The 20,083-nt window shown below is 67.6% G+C and carries 17 protein-coding genes; 4 read left to right on the forward strand and 13 right to left on the reverse strand.

Annotation, left to right across the window (positions count from 1 at the left end):
- Positions 1-8 precede the first annotated feature (8 nt).
- The 6 genes from EJP67_RS03505 to EJP67_RS03530 all read right to left on the reverse strand — a co-directional run bounded on the left by EJP67_RS03505 (position 9) and on the right by EJP67_RS03530 (position 7,593).
- Positions 9-1,157 (reverse strand): PilT/PilU family type 4a pilus ATPase, encoded by a 1,149-nt coding sequence (locus EJP67_RS03505; RefSeq protein ID WP_126019465.1) that lies wholly within the window; start codon positions 1,155-1,157, stop codon positions 9-11.
- A 166-nt stretch (positions 1,158-1,323) separates the two neighbouring features.
- Positions 1,324-2,157: a 2,3,4,5-tetrahydropyridine-2,6-dicarboxylate N-succinyltransferase gene (dapD, locus tag EJP67_RS03510; protein WP_126019468.1), complete on the reverse strand. Its 834-nt coding sequence runs from the start codon at positions 2,155-2,157 to the stop codon at positions 1,324-1,326.
- Between the two features lie 46 nt (positions 2,158-2,203).
- Positions 2,204-3,424: a succinyldiaminopimelate transaminase gene (dapC, locus tag EJP67_RS03515; RefSeq protein WP_126019470.1), complete on the reverse strand. Its 1,221-nt coding sequence runs from the start codon at positions 3,422-3,424 to the stop codon at positions 2,204-2,206.
- Positions 3,425-3,495: 71 nt separating this feature from the next.
- Entirely contained in the window at positions 3,496-4,134 is a 639-nt protein-coding gene (locus EJP67_RS03520; RefSeq protein ID WP_126019473.1) for a LysE family translocator, read from the reverse strand.
- A gap of 36 nt (positions 4,135-4,170) precedes the next feature.
- Positions 4,171-5,517, reverse strand: a complete 1,347-nt coding sequence (gene argA, locus EJP67_RS03525) for an amino-acid N-acetyltransferase (RefSeq protein ID WP_126019475.1) — start codon at positions 5,515-5,517, stop codon at positions 4,171-4,173.
- Between the two features lie 78 nt (positions 5,518-5,595).
- Complete coding sequence (locus EJP67_RS03530) at positions 5,596-7,593, reverse strand: AAA family ATPase (RefSeq protein ID WP_126019477.1); 1,998 nt, start codon at positions 7,591-7,593, stop codon at positions 5,596-5,598.
- A 389-nt stretch (positions 7,594-7,982) separates the two neighbouring features.
- Here EJP67_RS03530 and hrpA point away from each other — a divergent pair, with 389 nt between their 5' ends.
- The gene (gene hrpA / locus EJP67_RS03535; protein ID WP_126019479.1) at positions 7,983-11,840 is read left to right on the forward strand and encodes an ATP-dependent RNA helicase HrpA; all 3,858 of its coding nucleotides are present in this window, start codon (positions 7,983-7,985) and stop codon (positions 11,838-11,840) included.
- A gap of 74 nt (positions 11,841-11,914) precedes the next feature.
- Here the strand turns inward: hrpA and EJP67_RS03540 are convergent, their stop codons facing one another.
- The 7 genes from EJP67_RS03540 to lptF all read right to left on the reverse strand — a co-directional run bounded on the left by EJP67_RS03540 (position 11,915) and on the right by lptF (position 17,610).
- Positions 11,915-12,073 carry a DUF3309 family protein gene (locus tag EJP67_RS03540; RefSeq protein ID WP_126019481.1) on the reverse strand — a complete coding sequence of 53 codons (159 nt, stop codon included), beginning with the start codon at positions 12,071-12,073 and terminating at the stop codon, positions 11,915-11,917.
- A gap of 99 nt (positions 12,074-12,172) precedes the next feature.
- Positions 12,173-12,628 (reverse strand): DUF3592 domain-containing protein, encoded by a 456-nt coding sequence (locus EJP67_RS03545; protein WP_126019484.1) that lies wholly within the window; start codon positions 12,626-12,628, stop codon positions 12,173-12,175.
- 32 nt (positions 12,629-12,660) lie between these two features.
- Positions 12,661-13,827: a pyridoxal phosphate-dependent aminotransferase gene (locus EJP67_RS03550; RefSeq protein WP_126019486.1), complete on the reverse strand. Its 1,167-nt coding sequence runs from the start codon at positions 13,825-13,827 to the stop codon at positions 12,661-12,663.
- Between the two features lie 161 nt (positions 13,828-13,988).
- A complete protein-coding gene (locus EJP67_RS03555; protein WP_125950822.1) occupies positions 13,989-14,930 on the reverse strand; it encodes a CysB family HTH-type transcriptional regulator in 942 nt (313 codons plus the stop codon).
- Between the two features lie 63 nt (positions 14,931-14,993).
- Positions 14,994-15,374: a sirohydrochlorin chelatase gene (locus tag EJP67_RS03560; protein WP_126019488.1), complete on the reverse strand. Its 381-nt coding sequence runs from the start codon at positions 15,372-15,374 to the stop codon at positions 14,994-14,996.
- Complete coding sequence (gene lptG, locus EJP67_RS03565; protein WP_126019490.1) at positions 15,371-16,483, reverse strand: LPS export ABC transporter permease LptG; 1,113 nt, start codon at positions 16,481-16,483, stop codon at positions 15,371-15,373. The genes EJP67_RS03560 and lptG overlap by 4 nt, the downstream gene beginning before the upstream one ends.
- Positions 16,480-17,610 (reverse strand): LPS export ABC transporter permease LptF, encoded by a 1,131-nt coding sequence (gene lptF, locus EJP67_RS03570; RefSeq protein ID WP_126019492.1) that lies wholly within the window; start codon positions 17,608-17,610, stop codon positions 16,480-16,482. The genes lptG and lptF overlap by 4 nt, the downstream gene beginning before the upstream one ends.
- 21 nt (positions 17,611-17,631) lie before the next feature.
- On the opposite strand from lptF, the gene EJP67_RS03575 reads away from it, so the two are divergent.
- From EJP67_RS03575 to EJP67_RS03585, 3 genes are read left to right on the forward strand one after another with little or no spacing between them, the layout of a single operon-like run.
- Entirely contained in the window at positions 17,632-19,173 is a 1,542-nt protein-coding gene (locus EJP67_RS03575; RefSeq protein ID WP_126019494.1) for a leucyl aminopeptidase, read from the forward strand.
- Positions 19,170-19,610, forward strand: coding sequence for a DNA polymerase III subunit chi (locus EJP67_RS03580; RefSeq protein ID WP_126019496.1), 441 nt, complete (start codon positions 19,170-19,172; stop codon positions 19,608-19,610). The genes EJP67_RS03575 and EJP67_RS03580 overlap by 4 nt, the downstream gene beginning before the upstream one ends.
- 1 nt (position 19,611) lies before the next feature.
- On the forward strand, positions 19,612-20,007 hold the full coding sequence (locus EJP67_RS03585; protein ID WP_126019498.1) for a hypothetical protein: 396 nt from the start codon (positions 19,612-19,614) through the stop codon (positions 20,005-20,007).
- Positions 20,008-20,083 lie beyond the last annotated feature (76 nt).

Consider the following 20,083-nt stretch of genomic DNA (forward strand, 5'->3'; position numbering starts at 1 on the left):
GGCTGGGTTCAGAACTTCACGTCTAGCGTGATGTCGGTGAAAGTGGGTTCGTCGACCTGGTCCGTCAGGTGGCGGTCGTCGACCTGCTGCTTGGGCGCCGCGCGGTTCTGCAGGCGCCACATGAGGTTGGTGGGCGAGTCGGCCTGCGACAGGCCCTCTTCGCGGGTGATGCGCTCTTCGACGATGAGTCGGGCGATGTCTTCCTCGAAGGTCTGCGAGCCTTCGGCCATCGACTTTTCCATCGCCTCCTTCACGCCGGAGAAGTCGCCCTTCTCGATCAGCTCGGCCACCAGCGCGGTGTTGAGCATGACTTCGAGCGCCGGCACGCGGCCGCCGGTCGGCGTGCGCAGCAGGCGCTGCGACACGATGGCGCGCAGCGCGCCGCCCAGGTCGCCCAGCAGCGTGGGGCGCACCTCGACGGGGTAGAAGCTCAGGATACGGTTCAGCGCGCGGTAGCTGTTGTTGGCATGCAGCGTGGCCACGCAGAGGTGGCCCGACTGCGCGTAGGCGATGGCGGCGGACATGGTGTCGCGGTCGCGGATCTCGCCGATCTGGATTACGTCGGGCGCCTGGCGCAGCGCGTTCTTCAGCGCCGTCTGCAGCGAGGTGGTGTCGCTGCCCACGTCGCGCTGGTTCACCACCGACTTCTTGTTGGTGTAGGTGAACTCGATCGGCTCCTCGACCGTGAGGATGTGGCCGCTGGCGTGCTCGTTGCGGTAGTCCAGCATCGAGGCCAGCGTGGTGGTCTTGCCCGCGCCAGTGGCGCCGACCATCAGGATCAGCCCGCGCTTTTCCATGATGAGCGTCTTCAGGATGTCGGGCAGGTTCAGCTCGTCGAAGCTGGGAATGGTGGAGGCGATGTGCCGCACCACCACCGCGTAGGTGCCGCGCTGGCGCATGGCGCTGATGCGGTAGTTGCCGGCGCCCTCGATGTGCACCGCCATGTTCAGCTCGCCCGTGCTCTCCAGCTCCTGGATGCGCCCGGCGGGCACCACCTCGGACAGCAGCGCCAGCGGCGCCGTGGGCGGCAGCACCTGCGCGTTGACCGGCAGGCAGATGCCGTTGATGCGGATCAGCACCGGCGAGTGGGCCGAGAGATAGATGTCGGAGGCCTTGCGTTCGGCCATCAGACGAAGAAGCCGTTCCATCATGTTCATCGGTCTCTCTCCTCGGGTGCTGTTTGAATCATTCGTGGGCTGCGTGCGGGCCGTGGTCTTCGCGGGGAACGCCGCGGAACCGGCTTTGCCGGGCCGCTGGCGTTGCCCCCTGCAAGGGGGTGTGCGAAGCGACACGAAGTGCGCGCAGCATGGGGGTGTGCCTGGTTTAGTCGCGCAGCAGGTCGTTCAGGCTGGTCTTCGAGCGCGTCTGCGCGTCGACCGTCTTCACGATGATCGCGGCGTAGGTGCTGTAGTCCTGGCCCGACTTGGTCTTCTTGGGCAGGTTGCCGCTGATGACCACGCTGCCGCTGGGCACGCGGCCGTACGAGATCTCGCCGGTGTCGCGGTTGAAGATCGGGGTGCTCTGGCCGATGTACACGCCCATGCCCAGCACGGAGTTCTCTTCGACGATCACGCCCTCCACGACTTCGGAGCGCGCGCCGATGAAGCAGTTGTCCTCGATGATGGTCGGGTTGGCCTGCAGCGGCTCCAGCACGCCGCCCAGGCCCACGCCGCCGGACAGGTGCACGTTGGCGCCGACCTGCGCGCACGAGCCCACGGTGGCCCAGGTGTCGACCATGGAGCCTTCGCCCACGTAGGCGCCGATGTTCACGTACGAGGGCATCAGGATCGCGCCCTTGGCGATGAAGCTGCCGCGGCGGGCCACGGCCGGCGGCACGATGCGCACGCCGGAGTCCTTCAGCTCGTTGGCCGACAGGTGCGAGAACTTGGTGGGCACCTTGTCGTAGAAGCCGAGCGAGCCGGACTGCATCTGCTCGTTGTCCTTCAGGCGGAACGACAGCAGCACGGCCTTCTTGACCCACTGGTGCACGGTCCACTTGCCCACGCCTTCGCGGGTGGCCACGCGCAGCTTGCCGTTGTTGAGTTCGGTGATGACGTGCTCGACGGCGTCGCGCACTTCGGCCGGCGACGAGGCGACCGAGATGTTGGCGCGGTCTTCCCACGCGGCGTCGATGATTTGTTGCAGTTGCTGGGTCATGGAGGGTCTCGGGTGAAAAATGGGAGCAGGGGCCAGGAGAGGCGGATCAGCGGCGGGCTTCCTTGCAGAAGCGCACGATGCGCTGTGCGGCCTCCACGCATTCGGCCGTTTCGGCCACAAGCGCCATGCGGATGCGGCCCCGGCCGGGGTTGACGCTGTGCGCGCCGTAGGTGGTCTGGCGCGCCAGATAGCTCCCCGGCAGAACCGTCACATTGTATTGAGCGTAAAGCGCCCGGGCGAAGGCTTCGTCGTCGCCAGCCCACACTTCGGGCACGCCGGCCCACAGGTAGAAACTGGCGTCGGGCAGGCGCACGTCGAGCACCGGCTCCAGCAGCGGGGTGACGGCTGCGAACTTGGCGCGGTACTGGGCGCGGTTGTCGACCACGTGCGACTCGTCGCCCCAGGCCGCGATGCTGGCGGCGGCCACGGTGCCGCTCATGGCGCTGCCGTGGTAGGTGCGGTAGAGCAGGAATTTCTTGATGATGGCCGCGTCGCCCGCCACGAAGCCGCTGCGCAGGCCGGGCACGTTGCTGCGCTTGGACAGCGAGGTCAGCGCGATCAGGTTGCGGAAGTCGGGCCGGCCGAGCTTGACCGAGGCCTCGAGGCCGCTGAGCGGGGGCTCGTCGCGGAAGTAGATCTCGCTGTAGCACTCGTCGGCCGCGATCACGAAGCCGTGGCGGTCGGAGAGCGCGAAGAGCTTCTTCCACTCGTCCAGCGCCATCACCGCGCCCGTGGGGTTGCCTGGCGAGCAGACGAACACCAGTTGGGTGCGCGCCCAGATCTCCTCGGGCACGCTGTCCCAGTCGACCGCGAAATTGCGCTCCGGCACGCTGGGCACGTAGTACGGCTCGGCGCCGGCCAGCAGGGCCGCGCCTTCATAAATTTGATAGAACGGATTCGGCGACATCACCGCCGGCTGCGGCGAGGCCGTCGGGTCGACCACCGTCTGGGCCAGCGAGAACAGCGCCTCGCGCGAGCCGTTGACCGGCAGCACCTGCGTGGCCGGGTCGAGGGTGAGGCTGTAGCGGGTCTTGAGCCAGTCGGTGAAGGCGGTGCGCAGCTTCAGGTCGCCGGCGGTGGCGGGGTAGGCGGCCAGCGCGCCGAGGCTGGCGCTCAGCGCGTCCTTGATGAAGCCCGGCGTGGCGTGCTTGGGTTCGCCGATGCCCAGGCTGATGGCCGTGAACTCGGGGTTGGGCGTGACGCCCGCGAACAGCTGCTTCAGCCGCTCGAAGGGGTAGGGTTGCAACCGGGAAAGCAGGGGATTCATGGCCGGGATTATCGGTGACAGGTGTTACCGCTCCCGGCGAAGCGGCTACTCGCGGCGGCCGGCAGCAAGGCTCAGGCTGCGCTGCGCCGGTAGAAGGCCAGCGAGCCGGCCAGGGCCAGCAGCATGCCGCCGCAGGCGCGGTCGATCCAGCGCGTGGCCGACACGGTCAGAAGCCGGATCGCCCGGGCGCCGACGAAGGCATAGGCCAGCATCACCGCCATGTCCAGGCCCGCGAAGATCAGCGCGATGACGATGTACTGCGGCGCCTGGGCCGCCGACGGGTCGATGAACTGCGGCAGCAGCGCCGAGCAGAAGATGTAACCCTTGGGGTTGGTCACTGCCACCAGGAACGACTTGAAGAAGATGCGCCGGCTCTCGCCCGCCGTGGCCGAGGGGGGCGCATCGGCGGCCGGCAGGTGGAAGCCGCCCCTGGAGCGCAGCATGCGCAGGCCCAGCCAGGCCAGGTAGATGGCGCCCACCCATTTCAGCATCGAGAACCAGAACTCCGACGCGGCCAGCAGGGCGCCCAGGCCCAGCGCCACCGCGCCGACGAGCACGAAATCGGACAGCACCGCCCCGAGCATCCCCGGCAGCGCGCGGCGCACGCCATGGCGCGAGCCGTTGCTGAGCGCCAGCAGCACCGTGGGCCCGGGCGTGGCGATGGCGGCGAAGGCCACGATGGCGAAGAGCAGGGCGGTGGCGAGCGTCATCGGGGCAGTCTCCTTGTTGAGTTTTGGCGGCCGGGGCTAGATCTTCTTGACCAGCACCTGGCTCTTGCGGTCCCAGTTGTACTTGCGCTTGCGGGCTTCGGGCAGCCAGTCGGGGTTGACCTGCTGGAAGCCGCGCTTGAGGAACCAGTGCATGGTGCGCGTGGTGAGCACGAAGATGCTCTCCAGGCCGATGGCCTTGGCGCGGTGCTCGATGTGCTTGAGGATGCGCTCGCCGTCGCCCTGCGACTGCGATTGCGGCGACACCGTGAGCGCCGCCATCTCGGCCGTGCGCGCCTCGGGATAGGGATAGAGCGCCGCGCAGCCGAAGATCACGCCGTCGTGCTCGACCACCGTGTACTGGTGGATGTCGCGCTCGATCTCGGTGCGGTCGCGCTTGACCAGCGTGCCGTCGCGCTCGAAGGGCTCGATCAGCTGCAGGATGCCGCCGATGTCGTCCACCGAGGCCTCGCGCAGGCTCTCGAGCTTCTCGTCGATCACCATGGTGCCCACGCCGTCGTGCACGTACACCTCCAGCAGCAGCGAGCCGTCCAGCGCGAAGGGCAGGATGTGGTTGCGCTCCACGCCGGCCTTGCAGGCCTTCACGCAGTGCTGCAGGTAGAAGGCGGTGTCGGTGGGCTTCTGCGGCGGCGGCAGCGAGGCCAGCAGCTTCTCGGCGGCGTCCAGCGGCAGCTCGGTGTCGATGGGGTTGTCCTCGCTCTCGGGCAGCTCGCTGTCGATGCGGATGCCGGGAATCTCGGTCAGGAAGATCAGCTTGTCGGCCTGCAGCGAAATGGCCACGCTGGTGGCGACTTCTTCCATCGTCAGGTTGAAGGCCTCGCCCGTGGGCGAGAAGCCGAAGGGCGACATGAGCACCATGGCGCCGAAGTCGAGCGTGCGGCGGATGCCGGCGGCGTCCACCTTGCGCACCAGGCCCGAATGCTTGAAGTCCACCCCGTCGACCACGCCCACCGGCCGCGCGGTGATGAAGTTGCCCGAGATCACCCGCACCGTCGAGCCCGCCATCGGCGTGTTGGGCAGGCCCTGGCTGAAGGCGGCCTCGATCTCGTAGCGCAGCTGGCCGGCGGCTTCCTGCGCGGAGTCGAGCGCCACTTCATCGGTGATGCGGATGCCGTGCGAGTACTTCGCCTCGTGCCCCTTGGCCGCCAGCTGCTCGTTGACCTGCGGACGGAAGCCGTGCACCAGCACGATCTTCACGCCCATGCTCTGGATCAGCGCCAGGTCCTGCGCGATGTTCTGCAGCTTGCCCGCCGCGATCGCCTCGCCCGCGAGCCCGACCACGAAAGTCTTACCGCGGTGCGTGTGAATGTAGGGCGCGACCGAGCGGAACCAGGGCACGAAGGTGAAATTGAAGACGGTGGACATGGGGCGTGATTGTGCATTCATGAAGGGGCATTTGCCTGACTCGGCCGACTCGGCCCGACCCGGGCCGGGTCAGGCGAATCAGGCGATCGCGCGCAGCACGCGGGCCGCGCTGGCGGGGACCGAGCCGCCGCCTGCGCGAGGCGCGGGAGGCGGCGGCAGCGGCAGTCCCCCGTGCCGGGCACGGAAGCCCGCCAGCAGCGCCGCGTAGGCGTCCGTGGCCGCGTGGGCCTCGCCCGAGCCCGGATCGGGCAGCCCCAGCATTGCCGCCAGCGCTGCCGGCGCGATGGAGCCGTCGCGCAGCAGCGCATCGACCACCGTCATCAGCGCCGGCGTGTGGGCCTCCAGCAGCGCCAGCGCGCGCTCGTGCTCCTGCGCCAGCAGCGCTTCGATCTCGGGGTTGGTGGCCGCGATATCGGTGTTGACGTTGTCGCCCGGGTCGTTCGCGACGTCGGTGCGGCTCAGCCGCGTGCCGAAGGCGAAGTGGCGCACGTACTGCGCCGCATTGGCGGTCGCCTGCATGAAGTCCTGCGTGGCGCCCGAAGTGCAGGCCTGCTCGCCGAACACCAGCTGCTCGGCGGCGCGGCCGGCCAGGCTCACGCAGATGCGGTCGCGCAGGTTCTCCTTCGACCAGGCCTTGCGCTGCTCGTAGCTGTTGTAGCCGCCCTCGAACGAGGCCACGTTGATCTTGATCTCCTGCGGCGCGCGGCCGAAGAGCAGGCCGTACGCCACGCCGTGGCCGGCCTCGTGCACCGCGAGCAGGGCGCGGAAGTCCTCGCTCGAACGCTGCTTGAGGCGGTTCAGCTCCAGTGCCACCGGAAACTGGCGGCGCGCCTTGCGGTACTTCGCCGAGATGGCCGACACGCCCGCGTCCAGCGAGAGCCATACCGGCTCGCTGCCGTTGGCGCCTTGCTCCAGCGCCCACAGCGCGGCGTTGACCAGCGTGGCGCTCAGGATCGCGTGGATCGACGAGAACAGCGGCCGCGTGCCCTGCGCCGGGAACACCGCGTTGGCGTAGATCTGCTCGTACACGCTCGCATCGAGCACGAAGCGCACGCCGGAGCTCTCCTGGATCTCGGCCACGTAGCGGTCGCAGATCGACAGGATCAGGCGCACGTAGGTCGCGCGGTTGAACGAGGGGTAGATCACGTGGTTGTTGCCGAGGCGGGCGATCTGCTCGGGTCGGAAGCGCTCGGCCAGCGCCTTCTTCACGTCGATGACGGAGAGCTTCTTCGTCAGGGCGTGGAAGATGTCGGCGTCGGTGTCGCAGTCTTCGACACGCTGGGCCGTCTCGGCGTACATCTCGTCGAGGTTGCCCGAGACGAACACCAGCAGCTTGCTGTAGTCGGTCTCCCAGCTCTGCTGCGTGTCGCGGAAGGCGCGCAGGCGCGCGTGCACCTCGGCGGGCTTCCAGGCCATGATCTGCAGCAGCGTTTCCGACAGCTTCAGGCAGCGCTTCACCTCGCGCGCCTCCCAGGGCGACAGGTGCAGCTTGCGCTTCTTGTCGTACTTCTTCTTGTCGGTGCCGTCGCGGTCCTGCGTGTATTCGGTGTAGGCCAGCGACGACTCGATCTCGCCGAGCATCGAAAGCGCGGGCGGCAGGCGGCCGTCGGACAGCAGCGCCCACACGTCCTGGTAGCGCTCTACCTTGGCGTCGTTGCCGCCGTTGTCGACCGTGCGGAAGCGCTGGAACTCGTCCAGCACCAGGATGCCGGGCATGCCCTCGGCGATGCCCGACTCGGCCAGCATGGCCGAGATGGAGCCGCGGCTGTGATGGCCCGAGCCATGGCTGAAACCGTCCATCTGCACTTCGATGAAGCGGTCGTAGAAGCCCAGGTGCTGCGCGAGCCTGCGCACCAGCTGCGTCTTGCCGGTGCCGGTGAGGCCCCAGAGGCAGACGATGACGGGGCGGCTGATGAGCTGCGGCAGCACATACCAGGCGCGAAGCGAATCGATCACGCGATCGATGATGTCGTCGATGCCGAAGAGCTCGGTCTTCAGTGCTTCGGCGACGGTCTGCAGGTGGCGAGTGCGCTCGGCGAGCTCGGCATGCAGTTGGGTACGGATGTCTTTGGACATGTTTTTCTTCTTGGATATCTGACGGGAACAGGAATGCGGCCGCCCCTTCACCATGAAGGAGTCGGCGGGCGTGACGCTGTGGGTGTCGGTTGCGGCGCTTCGGTCTGCGAAGCGCGCCGACCGTGTCGATGGCGCGGGCTTCAGGCCGGGCGAGGCAACTTGACCCTTCCGTGCGCACGGGGCGCACGGCTTGCGCAGCGACGGCGCAAGGTGGTGAGGGCAAGGCGGTAGGACATGGACGCGATCGTAGTGGCGGTTTGCAATTGAGTAAAGACTATTTACGGATCGTGTTGCAATCGAACCGCGCGCTGTGGATGCCGTGCAACAACGGTGGTGCGCGCCGATAATCGACGGTTTGCCTGCCGCGCCGGCCCGACGACTGTTTTCCCTTGACGACCACCACACCCCTTCGCATCGAATTCCCCGAATCGCTTCCTGTCTCCAGCAGGCGCGACGAGATCATGGACGCCATCTCGGCGCACCAGGTCGTGATCGTCTGCGGCGAGACGGGCTCGGGCAAGACCACGCAGTTGCCCAAGATCGCCCTCGCGCTGGGCCGCGGCAAGATCAACGCCGAGCCCGGCAAGGGCCGGCTCATCGGCCACACACAGCCGCGCCGCATCGCCGCGAGCTCGGTGGCCAAGCGCATCGCCGAGGAGCTGAAGACGCCGCTGGGCGACGTGGTCGGCTTCAAGGTGCGCTTCCAGGACCGCCTCTCGCGCGACGCCTCCGTCAAGCTGATGACCGACGGCATCCTGCTGGCCGAGACGCAGACCGATCCGCTGCTGAAGGCCTACGACACGCTCATCATCGACGAGGCCCACGAGCGCTCGCTGAACATCGACTTCCTGCTGGGCTACCTGCGCGAGATCCTGCCGCGCCGGCCCGACCTGAAGGTGATCGTCACCTCGGCCACCATCGATGCAGATCGCTTTGCCCAGCACTTCGCCTCGGCGAAGGGGCCGGCGCCCACCATCTTCGTCTCGGGCCGCACCTATCCGGTGGAGCAGCGCTACCGCCCCTTCGAGGAATCGCGCGAACACGACCTGAACGACGCCATCGCCGACGCGGTCGACGAGCTCTGGCGCGATCCGCACAACGCGGGCGACATCCTCGTCTTCCTGCCAGGTGAGCGCGAGATCCGCGAGGCGGCCGACCACCTGCGCCGCCACTTGAGCCACCAGCCGCTGCTGCGCAGCGCCGAAGTGCTGCCGCTGTTCGCGCGGCTCTCGGGGCCGGAGCAGGACCGCATCTTCGACGGCCACACCGGCCGGCGCATCGTGCTGGCCACCAACGTGGCCGAGACTTCGCTCACCGTGCCGGGCATCCGCTACGTGATCGACACCGGCACCGCGCGCGTCAAGCGCTACAGCTTCCGCAGCAAGGTCGAGCAGTTGCTGGTCGAGCCGATCAGCCAGGCGGCCGCCAACCAGCGCGCGGGCCGCTGCGGCCGGGTGGCGAACGGCATCTGCATTCGCCTGTACGACGAGAAGGATTTCGAGAGCCGTCCGCGCTTCACCGACCCCGAGATCCTGCGCTCCTCGCTCGCAGGCGTGATCCTGCGCATGAAGTCGCTGCGCCTGGGCGACGTGGCGCGCTTCCCGTTCCTGGAGGCGCCGTCGCCGCGCGCCATCGCCGACGGCTACCAGCTGCTCAACGAACTGGGCGCGGTCGACGACGCCAACGAACTCACGCCGACCGGCGCGGAGCTGTCGAAGCTGCCGCTCGACCCGCGCGTGGGCCGCATGATCCTGGAGGCCCGCTCGCGCGGTGCGCTGGAAGAAGTGCTCGTCATCGCGTCGGCCCTGAGCGTGCAGGACGTGCGCGACCGCCCGATGGACGCGCAGCAGCAGGCCGACCAGGCGCATGCGAAGTTCGACGACGAGAAGAGCGAGTTCAGCGGCTACCTGCGGCTGTGGAAGTGGATCGCCGACGCGCGCGGCGGCCATGGAGACACCCACAAGCTGAGCAATCGCCAGTACGAGCAGCTGCTGCGCCAGAACTTCATCAACATCCGCCGCGTGCGCGAGTGGCGCGACATCCATTCGCAGCTGCTCACGGTGGTCACCGAGCACAAGTGGCGCATCAATTCTCAGCCTGCCGGCTACGAGGCGCTGCACATGTCGATGCTGTCGGGCCTGCTGGGCAACATCGGCTGGAAGCTGGAGGACGACGAGGCCTACCTCGGCGCGCGGGGCATCAAGTTCCACAAGCACCCCGGCGCTCACCTGAAGAAGAAGCCCGGGCGCTGGATCGTCGCGGCCGAACTGGTCGAGACCACGCGGCTCTTCGGCCGCGGCATCGCCAACATCGAGCCGCAGTGGCTCGAACAGGTGGCCGGACACCTGCTGAAGAAGCAGCTGCTCGATCCGCACTGGGAGAAGAAGGGCGCGCAGGTGTCGGCGCTGGAGCGCGCGACGCTCTATGGCCTGGTGGTGTACAGCGGCCGGCGCGTGGACTTCACGCGGGTCGACCCCGTTGCCGCGCGCGAGATCTTCATCCGCGAGGCGCTGGTGGGCGGCCAGTGGGAAACCAGGTTCCCGTTCCTGCAGGCCAACCGCAAGCTGGTGCGCGAGGTCGAGGGGCTGGAGCACAAGTCGCGCCGGCAGGACGTGCTGGTCGACGACGAGCTGATCTTCGCCTTCTACGACGCGCAGCTGCCCGCCGACGTGGCCGGCGGCGCCAGCTTCGAGAACTGGTACCGCCAGGCTTCCAAGGACCAGCCGCGCCTGCTGTACCTGACGCGCGACGAGCTCATGCGCCACCAGGCGGCGGGTATCACCACGCAATCATTCCCGCCTACGCTGCGGCTGGGCGGCGTCGATTGCGCCGCGAGCTACCTGCACGAGCCCGGCGACGCGAAGGACGGCCTCACCGTCAGCGTGCCGCTCTTCGTGCTCAACCAGGTGAGCGAGGAGCGTTGCGAGTGGCTGGTGACCGGCATGCTCAAGGACAAGATCCAGGCGCTGCTCAAGAGCCTGCCGCAGCGCCCGCGCTCGCGGCTGGTGCCGCTGCCCGAGTCGGCCTCGAAGCTGGCTGAAGAACTGTCGGCGCCCGAAGTGTTCGGCACCGGCTCGCTGACCGACGTGCTGCTCAAGCGCGTGCGCGACATGACCAGCATCGACGTCAAGCGCGCCGACTTCAAGCTCGACATGCTGGCGCCGCACCTGTTCATGAACCTGCGCGTGGTCGACGAGCACGGCCGGCAGCTGGGCATGGGGCGCAACCTCGGCGCGTTGAAGGCGGAGCTGGGCGCGCAGGCGCGCGGTGCCTTCCAGGCGCTGGCGGGGTTGAACGTCAAGGCGTCGCCGCAGAAGAAGGCAGCCGCCGCCGCGCCGGACGACCGGTCGAAGACACCTCCCTCGAAGGCGGCCGAGGCCCCCGCCGCGCTGCCCGCCGGCCAGCGTTACACGGCCTGGACTTTCGGTGAGCTGCCTGAACTGATGGAAGTGCGCCGCGGCTCGCAGTCGCTGATCGGCTTCCCGGCGCTGCGCGACGAGGGCGACGCGGTAACCATCGAAGTGTTCGACGAACCGGCCGTGGCGGCCGCCAGGCATCGCGCCGGCCTGCGCCGCCTGTTCGCGCTGCAGCTCAAGGATGCGCTCAAGTACCTGGAAAAGAACATCCCCGACCTGCAGAAGATGTCGGTGGCCTACATGCCGCTGGGCACGTCGGAAGAACTGCGCGCGCAGATCATCGACGTGGCGATCGATCGCGCCTTCCTGCAGGAGCCGCTGCCGACCGACGAATTCGCGTTCAAGCGCCGGCTGGAGGAGGGCCGCGGCCGGCTCACGCTGATCGCCAACGAGGTAGCCCGGCTGGCCGGCACCGTCCTCGTCGAGTACGCGGCTGCCGTGCGCAAGATCAAGGACACGAAGATCCAGCCTGAAGCCGTGCAGGACGCCGCGCAGCAGCTGCAGCGCCTTGTCGGCAAGCGCTTCATCTCCGACGCGCCCTGGACGCAGCTGCAGCACTTCGCGCGCTACCTGAAGGCCATCGTGCTGCGGCTGGACAAGCTGCGCGCCGATCCCGCACGCGACGCGAGCAAGCTCGCCGAGCTGAAGCCGCAGGATCAGCGCTACTGGCGCCTGGTCGCAGAGCGCAAGGGGGTGGTGGACGAGCGCATGCTCGAATTCCGCTGGCTGCTGGAAGAGCTGCGCGTGAGCTTCTTCGCGCAGGAGCTGCGCACGCCGCAGCCGGTGAGCGTGAAGCGGCTGGACAAGGCCTGGGCGCAGCTGCAGGCCTGATGGCACGAAGAAAAGCCCGCTTGCGCGGGCTTTCCCTTGGTTCCCTCAGTAACGTGACGCGTTGGCCGCAAAGGCTATATGCGTCCCATGAGCACGAGGATCACCACGATCAGCACGACCAGGCCAAGGCCGCCGCTGGGTCCGTAGCCCCAGGAGCGGCTGTAGCCCCAGCTTGGCAGGGCGCCGATCAGCAGCAGGATCAGGATGATCAGCAGAATGAATGAGAGCGACATGTTTTCTCTCCAGGGCGTTGTTGCGATGAGTCTTCATGCTGGCCCCATCGAATCGCGCGGAGGGCCGGAGGGTAGCCCCTCCGGTGGTCAGGCAACGTCCTACCGTGGGCGTCGGCGCTTTGCCGGCGTGCTCGCAGGCATGAACAGAAGCCCCGCCGCCACCAGCAGGAAAACAAGGCCCAGGCCGCCCGTGATGGCCGCGCCGCCCCACAGCGAAAAGAAGCCGTCGAGCATGGCGTCCTGCGGGTCGTTCGGGTCGAAGAACACATCGACCGTTTCGCCGACCTCGTAGGCCGGCGGGCTGCTGCTGCTCGACGGCGCGAACTCGATGATCTCGCCCGACGGTGCCTTGAAGCGCACCAGCGGCTTCCAGGTGCCCGACTCGTTGCGCTTCGAGCTTTCGACGTGGAGCAGCCGCATCACCTCGCCCTGCGTGCGGCTGGCCGAGGCGATGAAGGTTGCCGTGTTGTGGTGCAGCAGCCAGGCGACGGCGCACAGCACGAGGCCGACCGCACCGAAAACGAGCCTCAGGATCGCAACCGGGTTGTTCTTCATTCGGGCAGCGTCGTCCGGGCAACGCCGCCGCGTCAGAGGCGCGCGAGGCGCTCCAGCGCCGCGAGCAGCGTTTCGTCCTTCTTGGCGAAGCAGAAGCGCACCACGCGCTGGTCGAAGCCATTGCCGTAGAAAGCCGACAGCGGAATGGCGGCCACGCCGATCTCGCGCGTGAGCCACAGGCAGAACTCGGCCTCCGAGAGGTCGCTCACCGCCGAGATGTCCACGCACTGGAAGTAACTGCCTTCGCTGCGCAGCAGCCTGAAGCGGGTCTTCTCGGCCAGGCCGGCGGCGAACAGGTCGCGCTTGCGCTGGTAGAAGGCCGGCAGCTCCAGGTAAGGCTTCGGCTCGGCCATGTACTGCGCCAGCGCATGCTGCATCGGCGTGTTCACGGTGAACACGTTGAACTGGTGCACCTTGCGGAACTCCGCCATGAGCGGGGCTGGCGCGGCCACGTAGCCGACCTTCCAGCCCGTGACGTGATAGGTCTTGCCGAAGCTGCTGACGATGAAGCTGCGCGCAGCCAGCCCCGGAAAGCGCGCCACGCTCTCGTGGCGGGCGCCGTCGAACACCATGTGCTCGTAGACCTCGTCGCTGATCACGAACACGTCGGTGGGCGCGAGCAGTTCCTCGAGCCGGCGCATCTCGGCCTCGGTCCACACCGTGGCGCTCGGGTTGTGCGGCGTGTTGATGATGATGGCGCGCGTGCGCGGCGTGAGCGCGGCGGCGATCCTGTCGAAGTCGGGGCGGAAGGTGCCGGGCACCAGCGGCACGCGCACCACGCTGCCGCCGGCCAGCTCGATGTTGGGCACGTAGCTGTCGTAGCAGGGCTCGAGCACGATCACCTCGTCGCCCGGCCGCACCACCGCGAGGATGGCCGTGATGATCGCCTGCGTGGCGCCAGCGGTGACGGTGATTTCCGTGGCCGCGCTGTAGTCGTGGCCGTACTGCGCCGAGATCTTGGCGGCGATGGCATCGCGCAGCGCCGGAATGCCTGGCATCGGTGGGTACTGGTTGTGGCCCGCGGCCATGGCGGCCGTCACGTCTTCGAGCAGCTTCGGATCGCAGTGGAAGTCCGGGAAGCCTTGGCCCAGATTGACCGCGTTCTTCTCCGCGGCCAGCGCCGACATCACGGTGAAGATGGTTGTGCCGACGGCCGGCAGCTTGGTGACGATGTCGGGCGTGCGTGGGGACGTGCTCATGATGTTCGTGATTTCTTCAACTGTTGTTCCACATGCCACTTGCTCGTCGCGGCCCCTTCCAGGAACACCCCGGAACCGGCTTTGCCGGGCCGCAGGTGTTGCCCCTTGCAAGGGGGTTGGCGAAGCGACACGAAGTGCGCGAAGCCTGGGGGTGATCCTGTTTACAGTTCGTAGTCTTGTTGGTGGCCACTCAAGGCCTTCGCGATCAGGTTGCGGTCGAGTCGGTCGGAGAGCAGCTCGGCGAACTTGAACACGAAGTTGCGCAGGTACGCACTGCGCTTGAACGCGACCCGCGCGATATTCTGGCCGAACACATGGCCCATCGGGCGCACCACGAGGTCGGCGTTCGACTCGTCGCGCACCGCCATCTCGGCCACGATGCCAACGCCCAGCCCGAGGCGCACGTAGGTCTTGATCACGTCGGAGTCGATGGCCTCGAGTGCGATGCGCGGGGTGAGCTTCTTCTGCGCGAAGGCGTGGTCGATGCGGGTGCGGCCGGTGAACGAGGGGTGGTAGGTGATGATCGGCTCGCTCGCCAGGTCTTCGAGCGAGACGCGCTCCTTGGAGGCCAGCGGGTGGTCCTTGGGCAGCACCAGCACGTGCTGCCATTCGTAGCAGGGCAGGGTCACCAGCTCGGCGTAGCCGTCGAGCGACTCGGTGGCGATGCCGATCTCGGCGATCTCGTCGATCACCATGCGCGCCACCTGGTCGGGCGAGCCCTGGTGCAGGCTGACGTTGACCTTGGGGTAGGCCTCGCGCAGGTTGGCCACGGGCACCGGCAGCACGTAGCGCGCCTGGGTGTGGGTGGTGGCGATGGAAAGCGTGCCGCTGTCCTGTGCGCTGAACTGCTCGCCGATGCGCTTGAGGTTGCCCACCTCGCGCATGATCAGTTCGATGCTGGCGATGACGTGCTGGCCGGGTTCGGTGACGCGCTTCAGCCGCTTGCCGTGGCGCGCGAAGATCTCGACGCCCAGTTCTTCCTCGAGTTCGATGATGGCCTTGGAGACCCCGGGCTGCGAGGTGTGCAGTGCCTTGGCCGCCTCGGTGAGGTTCAGGTTGCGCCGCACGGCTTCCTGAACAAACTTGAACTGATGCAGATTCATATCAAATTCCGTCTTATTGCGGAATTCATTATGCCTTCGGAATCTATCGAAATTGCCGAATGTTCATGATTTGACCGCAATCCGGGCCAGGAGATCGACCAGTTCGGGCTCTTCGCCCACGATTCGGGCCAGCGAGAAGCCCACGGCGGGCCAGCGCCGGCGCAGCGCCTCGACCTGCAGCGGCAGGTCTTCGCGCGCGTGCTTGCCCATGCCGAGGAAGAGCGGAACCACCCGGATGGCGGTGGCGCCGCCGCCGATCAGCGTCTCGACTGCGGTGGGCAGGTCGGGCGTGGCCAGCTCCATGTAGGCGCAGGCCACGCGGGCGTCGGGATCGTCGGCGCGCACCCGCTGGGCGACGGCCTCGATGGGCTGGCGCCAGCGCTCGTCGCGCGAGCCATGCGCCAGCAGGACGATGCCCCGCCGGATGCCCTGGGCTGTGGTCATCGTCGCAGCACCAGCCAGCTGAAGGCCGTGAGCGACATCACCGAGTAGATCAGCCCCGGCGCCGCCGCAGTGAGCCATGGCGACCAGTTGCTGAGGTTGCCCAGGTAGCCGAACACGTTGTTCAGCAGGAAGAAGCTGATGCCGATCATCACGCCGCCGAACACGTAGGTCGTGATGCCCGACTGGCGGAAGTGCAGGTAGGCGAAGGGCAGGGCGAGCACCACCATCACCAGGCACGACAGCGGATAGAACACCTTGCGCCAGAACTCGATCTCGTAGCGCTGCGCGGTCTGGCCGTTGGCGTCGAGATGGCGGATGTAGTCGAACAGGTCGATCGTGCTCATCCGGTCGGGCCGCAGCAGCGCCACCGACACCATCTCGCCGGTCAGCGAGGTCGGCCAGTTCAGCTGCGGGATCTTGGTGGTGACGATGTGCGCCTGCTCGGCCGAGCTGCGCGTGTCGTATTTCTGCTCTTCCACGCCGGTGAGCATCCAGTGGCCGTCGTTGCCGATGGCGGCCGAGGCCGCGGTGATCTGTGTCTTGATGTAGCCGTTCTCGTCGAACTCGAAGATGCGCGGGCTCTTCAGCGCGCCCTTGCGGTCGATGGCCAGCACGTTCACCGCGTAGGAGACGTTGTCGCGCTTCTCCTTGAGCCAGGCGCCGGTGTTGCCGGCCAGCGAGTAGGTGCCCTGGTACTTGGCCTTCAGCAGCTGGCCGGTGCGCTCGGACAGCGGCGCGACGTAGTCGCCGATGGCGAAAGTCAGCACCACGAAGCCGATGCCCATCAGCAGCAGCGTGCGCAGCGCACGCCAGGGACCCAGCCCGCTGGTGCGCAGGATGGTGTATTCGGAACTCTGCGCCAGCCGGGCCATCACGAAGATCGAGCCGATCAGCACCGTGATCGGCAGCAGTTCGTAGAGATGGCTCGGGACCAGCAGGGCCACGTAGACGAGCGCCTGCGCGGGCCCGTAGTTCAGGCTGTCCGGCTTGCCGATGGACTGGAGTTCGTCGACGAAGTCGAAGAAGAAGAAGAGGCTCAGGAAGCCGAGCGTCACGAACGCGACGGCCTTCAGCACCTCGACGTAGATCAGGCGTCTTATCGTTTTCACGTGGGTTCGATCCTGGGAGCGGAAGGCGGCATGGCCGGGGTGGCGGACGGGCTCCTCCTGATCCGGCGCCCCCAGTTGTTCTGGCGGGCGCCGAGCCATGCCAGGTTGATCAGCAGCACGCCGCCGTGCAGCAGCAGCATGAAGCCACCCATGCCGAACTTGCCCGAGCTGATCCAGCTCTGGCCCAGGTTGAGCATGTTGTAGTAGACGACGAAGGCGAAGAGCGCGAGCAGGAGGTTGCCGCTGCGGCCCACGCGCGGATTGCCGCTGGAGACGTTCAGCGCCAGCAACACGAAGTTGACGGCCGCCAGCAGCATGCCGATGCGCCAGGCCAGCTCGCCGCGGCTCGCATCGCTCGCGTCGGTCAGCAGCGACAGCGTGGTGCGCGCGCGCGGAGGTGTCGCGTCTCCCGTGAGGCCGGAGCTTCCGCCGGCACGCGTGCCGTAGGTCTTGAATTCGCTGATCTTCAGGCCGGTGGCGGTCATCGGCTGCTCGAGCCGCTGGCCGTTGTTGAGCAGCAGGTAGCGCGAATCGCCGATGTTCTCGATGCTGCCGCTGCGCGCCGAGGTCGTGATCTGCATGTTGCGCTCGATCGACCAGATGAAGACGTTGGTGGCCCTGGAGTTGTCGGGCGTCTCCTTGTCGATGAAGAACACGCGCACCCGGCCGGCGGATTCGCGGAATTCACCCGGCGCCACGCGCTCGATGTCGCTGCGCTGCTCGTACTGCTTGCGCATGCCGATGGTCTGCGAATTGGCCCAGGGCCAGCCCACCAGCGCCATCACGGCGATCAGGATCAGCACCGGCCAGGCGAAGCGGAACAGCGGCTTGACGAAGTCGGCCATGCCCTGTCCGCTGGAGAGCCAGATGACCATTTCGCTGTCGCGGTACATGCGCGACAGGGTGCCGACGATGGCGATGAACAGGCTCAGGCTCAGGATGGTCGGCATGTAGCCGAGCACCGTGTAGGCCATCACCAGGAACACCTCCTGCGGATTCACACTGCCCTTGGACGCGAGCCCGAGGGTGCGGATGAGCATCATGGTCATCACGATGGTGACCAGTACCACGAGGGTCGCTCCGAAGCTGCGGGACAGCTCCTTGCGTAGGGAAGAATGGAATAACATCGTTCGAGGAAAAAAAGGATTATGGACTTTCAACTCAAGACCCTCACCGTCGCCCAGGCCGCAGCCGAGAAATCCGATGTCCTGATCGTGCTCGTCGGCAGCGCTCCCATCACTTCCAAAGACCCGCTTTCCGTGCTCGCCGCCAGCGCCCGCAAGGCCGGCGACCTGCCCGACAAGGCCGGCAAGCTGCTCGGCCTCTACCGTTCTGAAGACGTGGTCGCGGGCCGCGTGGTGCTCGCCGCCATCGGTGACGGCAAGCCCGCCTCGGTGCGCAGCGGGGTCGCGGCGGCAATCAGTGCCGCCAAGGCGCAGGCTCCCAAGCGCGTGACCCTAGCCTTCGCGCAGCCCGCCGATGGCGCGGCGGTGGCCGCAGCCGTCACCGCGGCGGCCGACGCCAGCTATGTCTACACCACCACCAAGTCGAAGGCCGAACCCCGCAGCATCCGCCAGCTGACCATCGGCGTGGCCGACGCCGGGGCGGTCTCCGCCGCCTACGACGAAGCCCGGGCCACCGTCCGGGGCATCGAACTGGCCAAGGAATGGGGCAACCGCCCCGCCAACCACGCCACGCCCACGCTGCTGGGCGAGGCAGCAAAGGAGTTGGCGAAGCTGCCGAACATCAAGTGCGAGGTGCTGGGGCCGAAGGAAGTCGAGAAGCTCGGCATGGGCTCCTTCGCTGCCGTGGCGCAGGGCTCGGCGCAGCCGCTGCGCTTCATCGTGCTGCGCTACCACGGCGCGCCCAGGAGCCAGGCACCCGTGGTGCTGGTCGGCAAGGGAATCACCTTCGACACCGGGGGCGTCTCGCTCAAGCCGGCGGCCGAAATGGACGAGATGAAGTTCGACATGTGCGGCGCGGCCAGCGTGCTCGGCACCTTCCGCGCGCTGGGCGACATCCAGCCCGCCATCAACGTGGTCGGCCTCATTCCCTCGTGCGAGAACATGAACGACGGCCGTGCCGTGAAGCCGGGCGACGTGGTGACCAGCATGAGCGGCCAGACCATCGAAGTGCTCAACACCGACGCCGAGGGCCGGCTCATCCTGTGCGACGCGCTGACCTACGCCAAGCGCTTCGAGCCCGCCGCCGTGATCGACATCGCCACGCTGACGGGCGCCTGCGTGATCGCCCTGGGCGGCGTGCGCAGCGGCCTGTTCGCCAGCGACGACACGCTGGCAGCCGCGCTCGAAGCCGCCGGCGAAGCTTCGCAGGACCGCTGCTGGCGCATGCCGCTGGACGACGACTACGCCGAGGGCCTGAAGAGCAACTTCGCCGACGTGGCCAACATCGCCGGCCGTGCGGGTGGCGCCATCACCGCCGCCAAGTTCCTGCAGCGCTTCACGAGCGACTTCGCATGGGCGCACCTAGACATCGCCGGCACGGCCTGGAAGAGCGGGGCGGCCAAGGGCTCGACCGGCCGGCCGGTGGGGCTGCTGGTGTCCTACCTCATGGGCCGCGCGGGCAGCGCCGACGCAGCGGGCAAGGCCGACGGTGCCAAGGCGAAGTCCGGCAAGAAGGCCGGCAAGGCCGCCGCGGCTCCCGCTGGAAAGACCCGGACCGAGAAGTGACCGAGATCGGCTTTCACTACAACGCGCGCGACAAGCTGAACTACGCCTGCCGGCTGGTTCGCAAGGCCGTGAACACGCGCGGCCTGCGCGTGGTGGTGGTGGGCGATGCGCGCTCGCTCGATGTGGTCGATGCGGCGCTCTGGCAGCTGTCGCCGGTGGACTTCGTCGCGCACTGCCGCGACGATGCGCCGGTCCACGTGGTCGCGCGCTCAGCCGTGGTGCTGTCGTCGCAAGGCGCCGACGCGGCCTCGCTGCCGCACCGCGAGATGCTGGTGAACCTGGGCCTCGAAGTGCCTGCGGGCTTCGAGCGCTACGAACGCATGATCGACATCGTGAGCGACGAGGCCAACGACCGGCAGGTCGGCCGGTCGCGCTGGCGCCACTATGCCGATCGCGGCTACACCATCCAGCCGCACGACTTCGCAAAGAGTTCCTGACATGGCCAGCACGCTGCGCACGCCGCCCCGGTTCGTTCCCACACTGACGACGGTGCTCGACATTCCCGCGGAGCCCGCGAGTCCCGAGCCGCAGCCCGAGCCGGTGCCCCAGCCCGACCCCGCGAACTCGATGGCATTGCCGCCTGCGGCACAGCTATCGCAGGCAGAAATCGTCAGCCTCGAAGAGCAACTGCTGCATCGCGTCCTGCAGCGCGTCGACCTGTCTCTGGAAGAGCGTTTGAGCGACACCGTGTCAGCTGCCGTTCAGCATCAACTCGATGCGATGGTGCCGCGTCTGCGCAATGAAATCGAGGCTGTTCTGCGTGCGCTCGTGATCGAGGCAATGGCCGCGGAACTCAGCGAAAACACCGGGTCTACGCCAGCTTCCGGGGCCTGAATACTGGGCTAAACTGCGCCGCAGGTCGGAAGGGCGTGAGGGTGCCGCTGGTCTGCGGCGCGAAACTTGCGAGGTC

The organism is Variovorax guangxiensis, assembly GCF_003952165.1.
Taxonomy (GTDB): Bacteria; Pseudomonadota; Gammaproteobacteria; order Burkholderiales; family Burkholderiaceae_C; genus Variovorax; species Variovorax guangxiensis.

Bases quoted from the DNA above. Each gene is read 5' to 3' on its own strand.
- EJP67_RS03505 (WP_126019465.1), bottom strand. From the start codon at position 1,157: ATGAACATGATGGAACGGCTTCTTCGTCTGATGGCCGAACGCAAGGCC.
- dapD (WP_126019468.1), bottom strand. From the start codon at position 2,157: ATGACCCAGCAACTGCAACAAATCATCGACGCCGCGTGGGAAGACCGC.
- dapC (WP_126019470.1), bottom strand. From the start codon at position 3,424: ATGAATCCCCTGCTTTCCCGGTTGCAACCCTACCCCTTCGAGCGGCTG.
- EJP67_RS03520 (WP_126019473.1), bottom strand. From the start codon at position 4,134: ATGACGCTCGCCACCGCCCTGCTCTTCGCCATCGTGGCCTTCGCCGCC.
- argA (WP_126019475.1), bottom strand. From the start codon at position 5,517: ATGTCCACCGTCTTCAATTTCACCTTCGTGCCCTGGTTCCGCTCGGTC.
- EJP67_RS03530 (WP_126019477.1), bottom strand. From the start codon at position 7,593: ATGTCCAAAGACATCCGTACCCAACTGCATGCCGAGCTCGCCGAGCGC.
- EJP67_RS03540 (WP_126019481.1), bottom strand. From the start codon at position 12,073: ATGTCGCTCTCATTCATTCTGCTGATCATCCTGATCCTGCTGCTGATC.
- EJP67_RS03545 (WP_126019484.1), bottom strand. From the start codon at position 12,628: ATGAAGAACAACCCGGTTGCGATCCTGAGGCTCGTTTTCGGTGCGGTC.
- EJP67_RS03550 (WP_126019486.1), bottom strand. From the start codon at position 13,827: ATGAGCACGTCCCCACGCACGCCCGACATCGTCACCAAGCTGCCGGCC.
- EJP67_RS03555 (WP_125950822.1), bottom strand. From the start codon at position 14,930: ATGAATCTGCATCAGTTCAAGTTTGTTCAGGAAGCCGTGCGGCGCAAC.
- EJP67_RS03560 (WP_126019488.1), bottom strand. From the start codon at position 15,374: ATGACCACAGCCCAGGGCATCCGGCGGGGCATCGTCCTGCTGGCGCAT.
- lptF (WP_126019492.1), bottom strand. From the start codon at position 17,610: ATGTTATTCCATTCTTCCCTACGCAAGGAGCTGTCCCGCAGCTTCGGA.
- EJP67_RS03575 (WP_126019494.1), top strand. From the start codon at position 17,632: ATGGACTTTCAACTCAAGACCCTCACCGTCGCCCAGGCCGCAGCCGAG.
- EJP67_RS03585 (WP_126019498.1), top strand. From the start codon at position 19,612: ATGGCCAGCACGCTGCGCACGCCGCCCCGGTTCGTTCCCACACTGACG.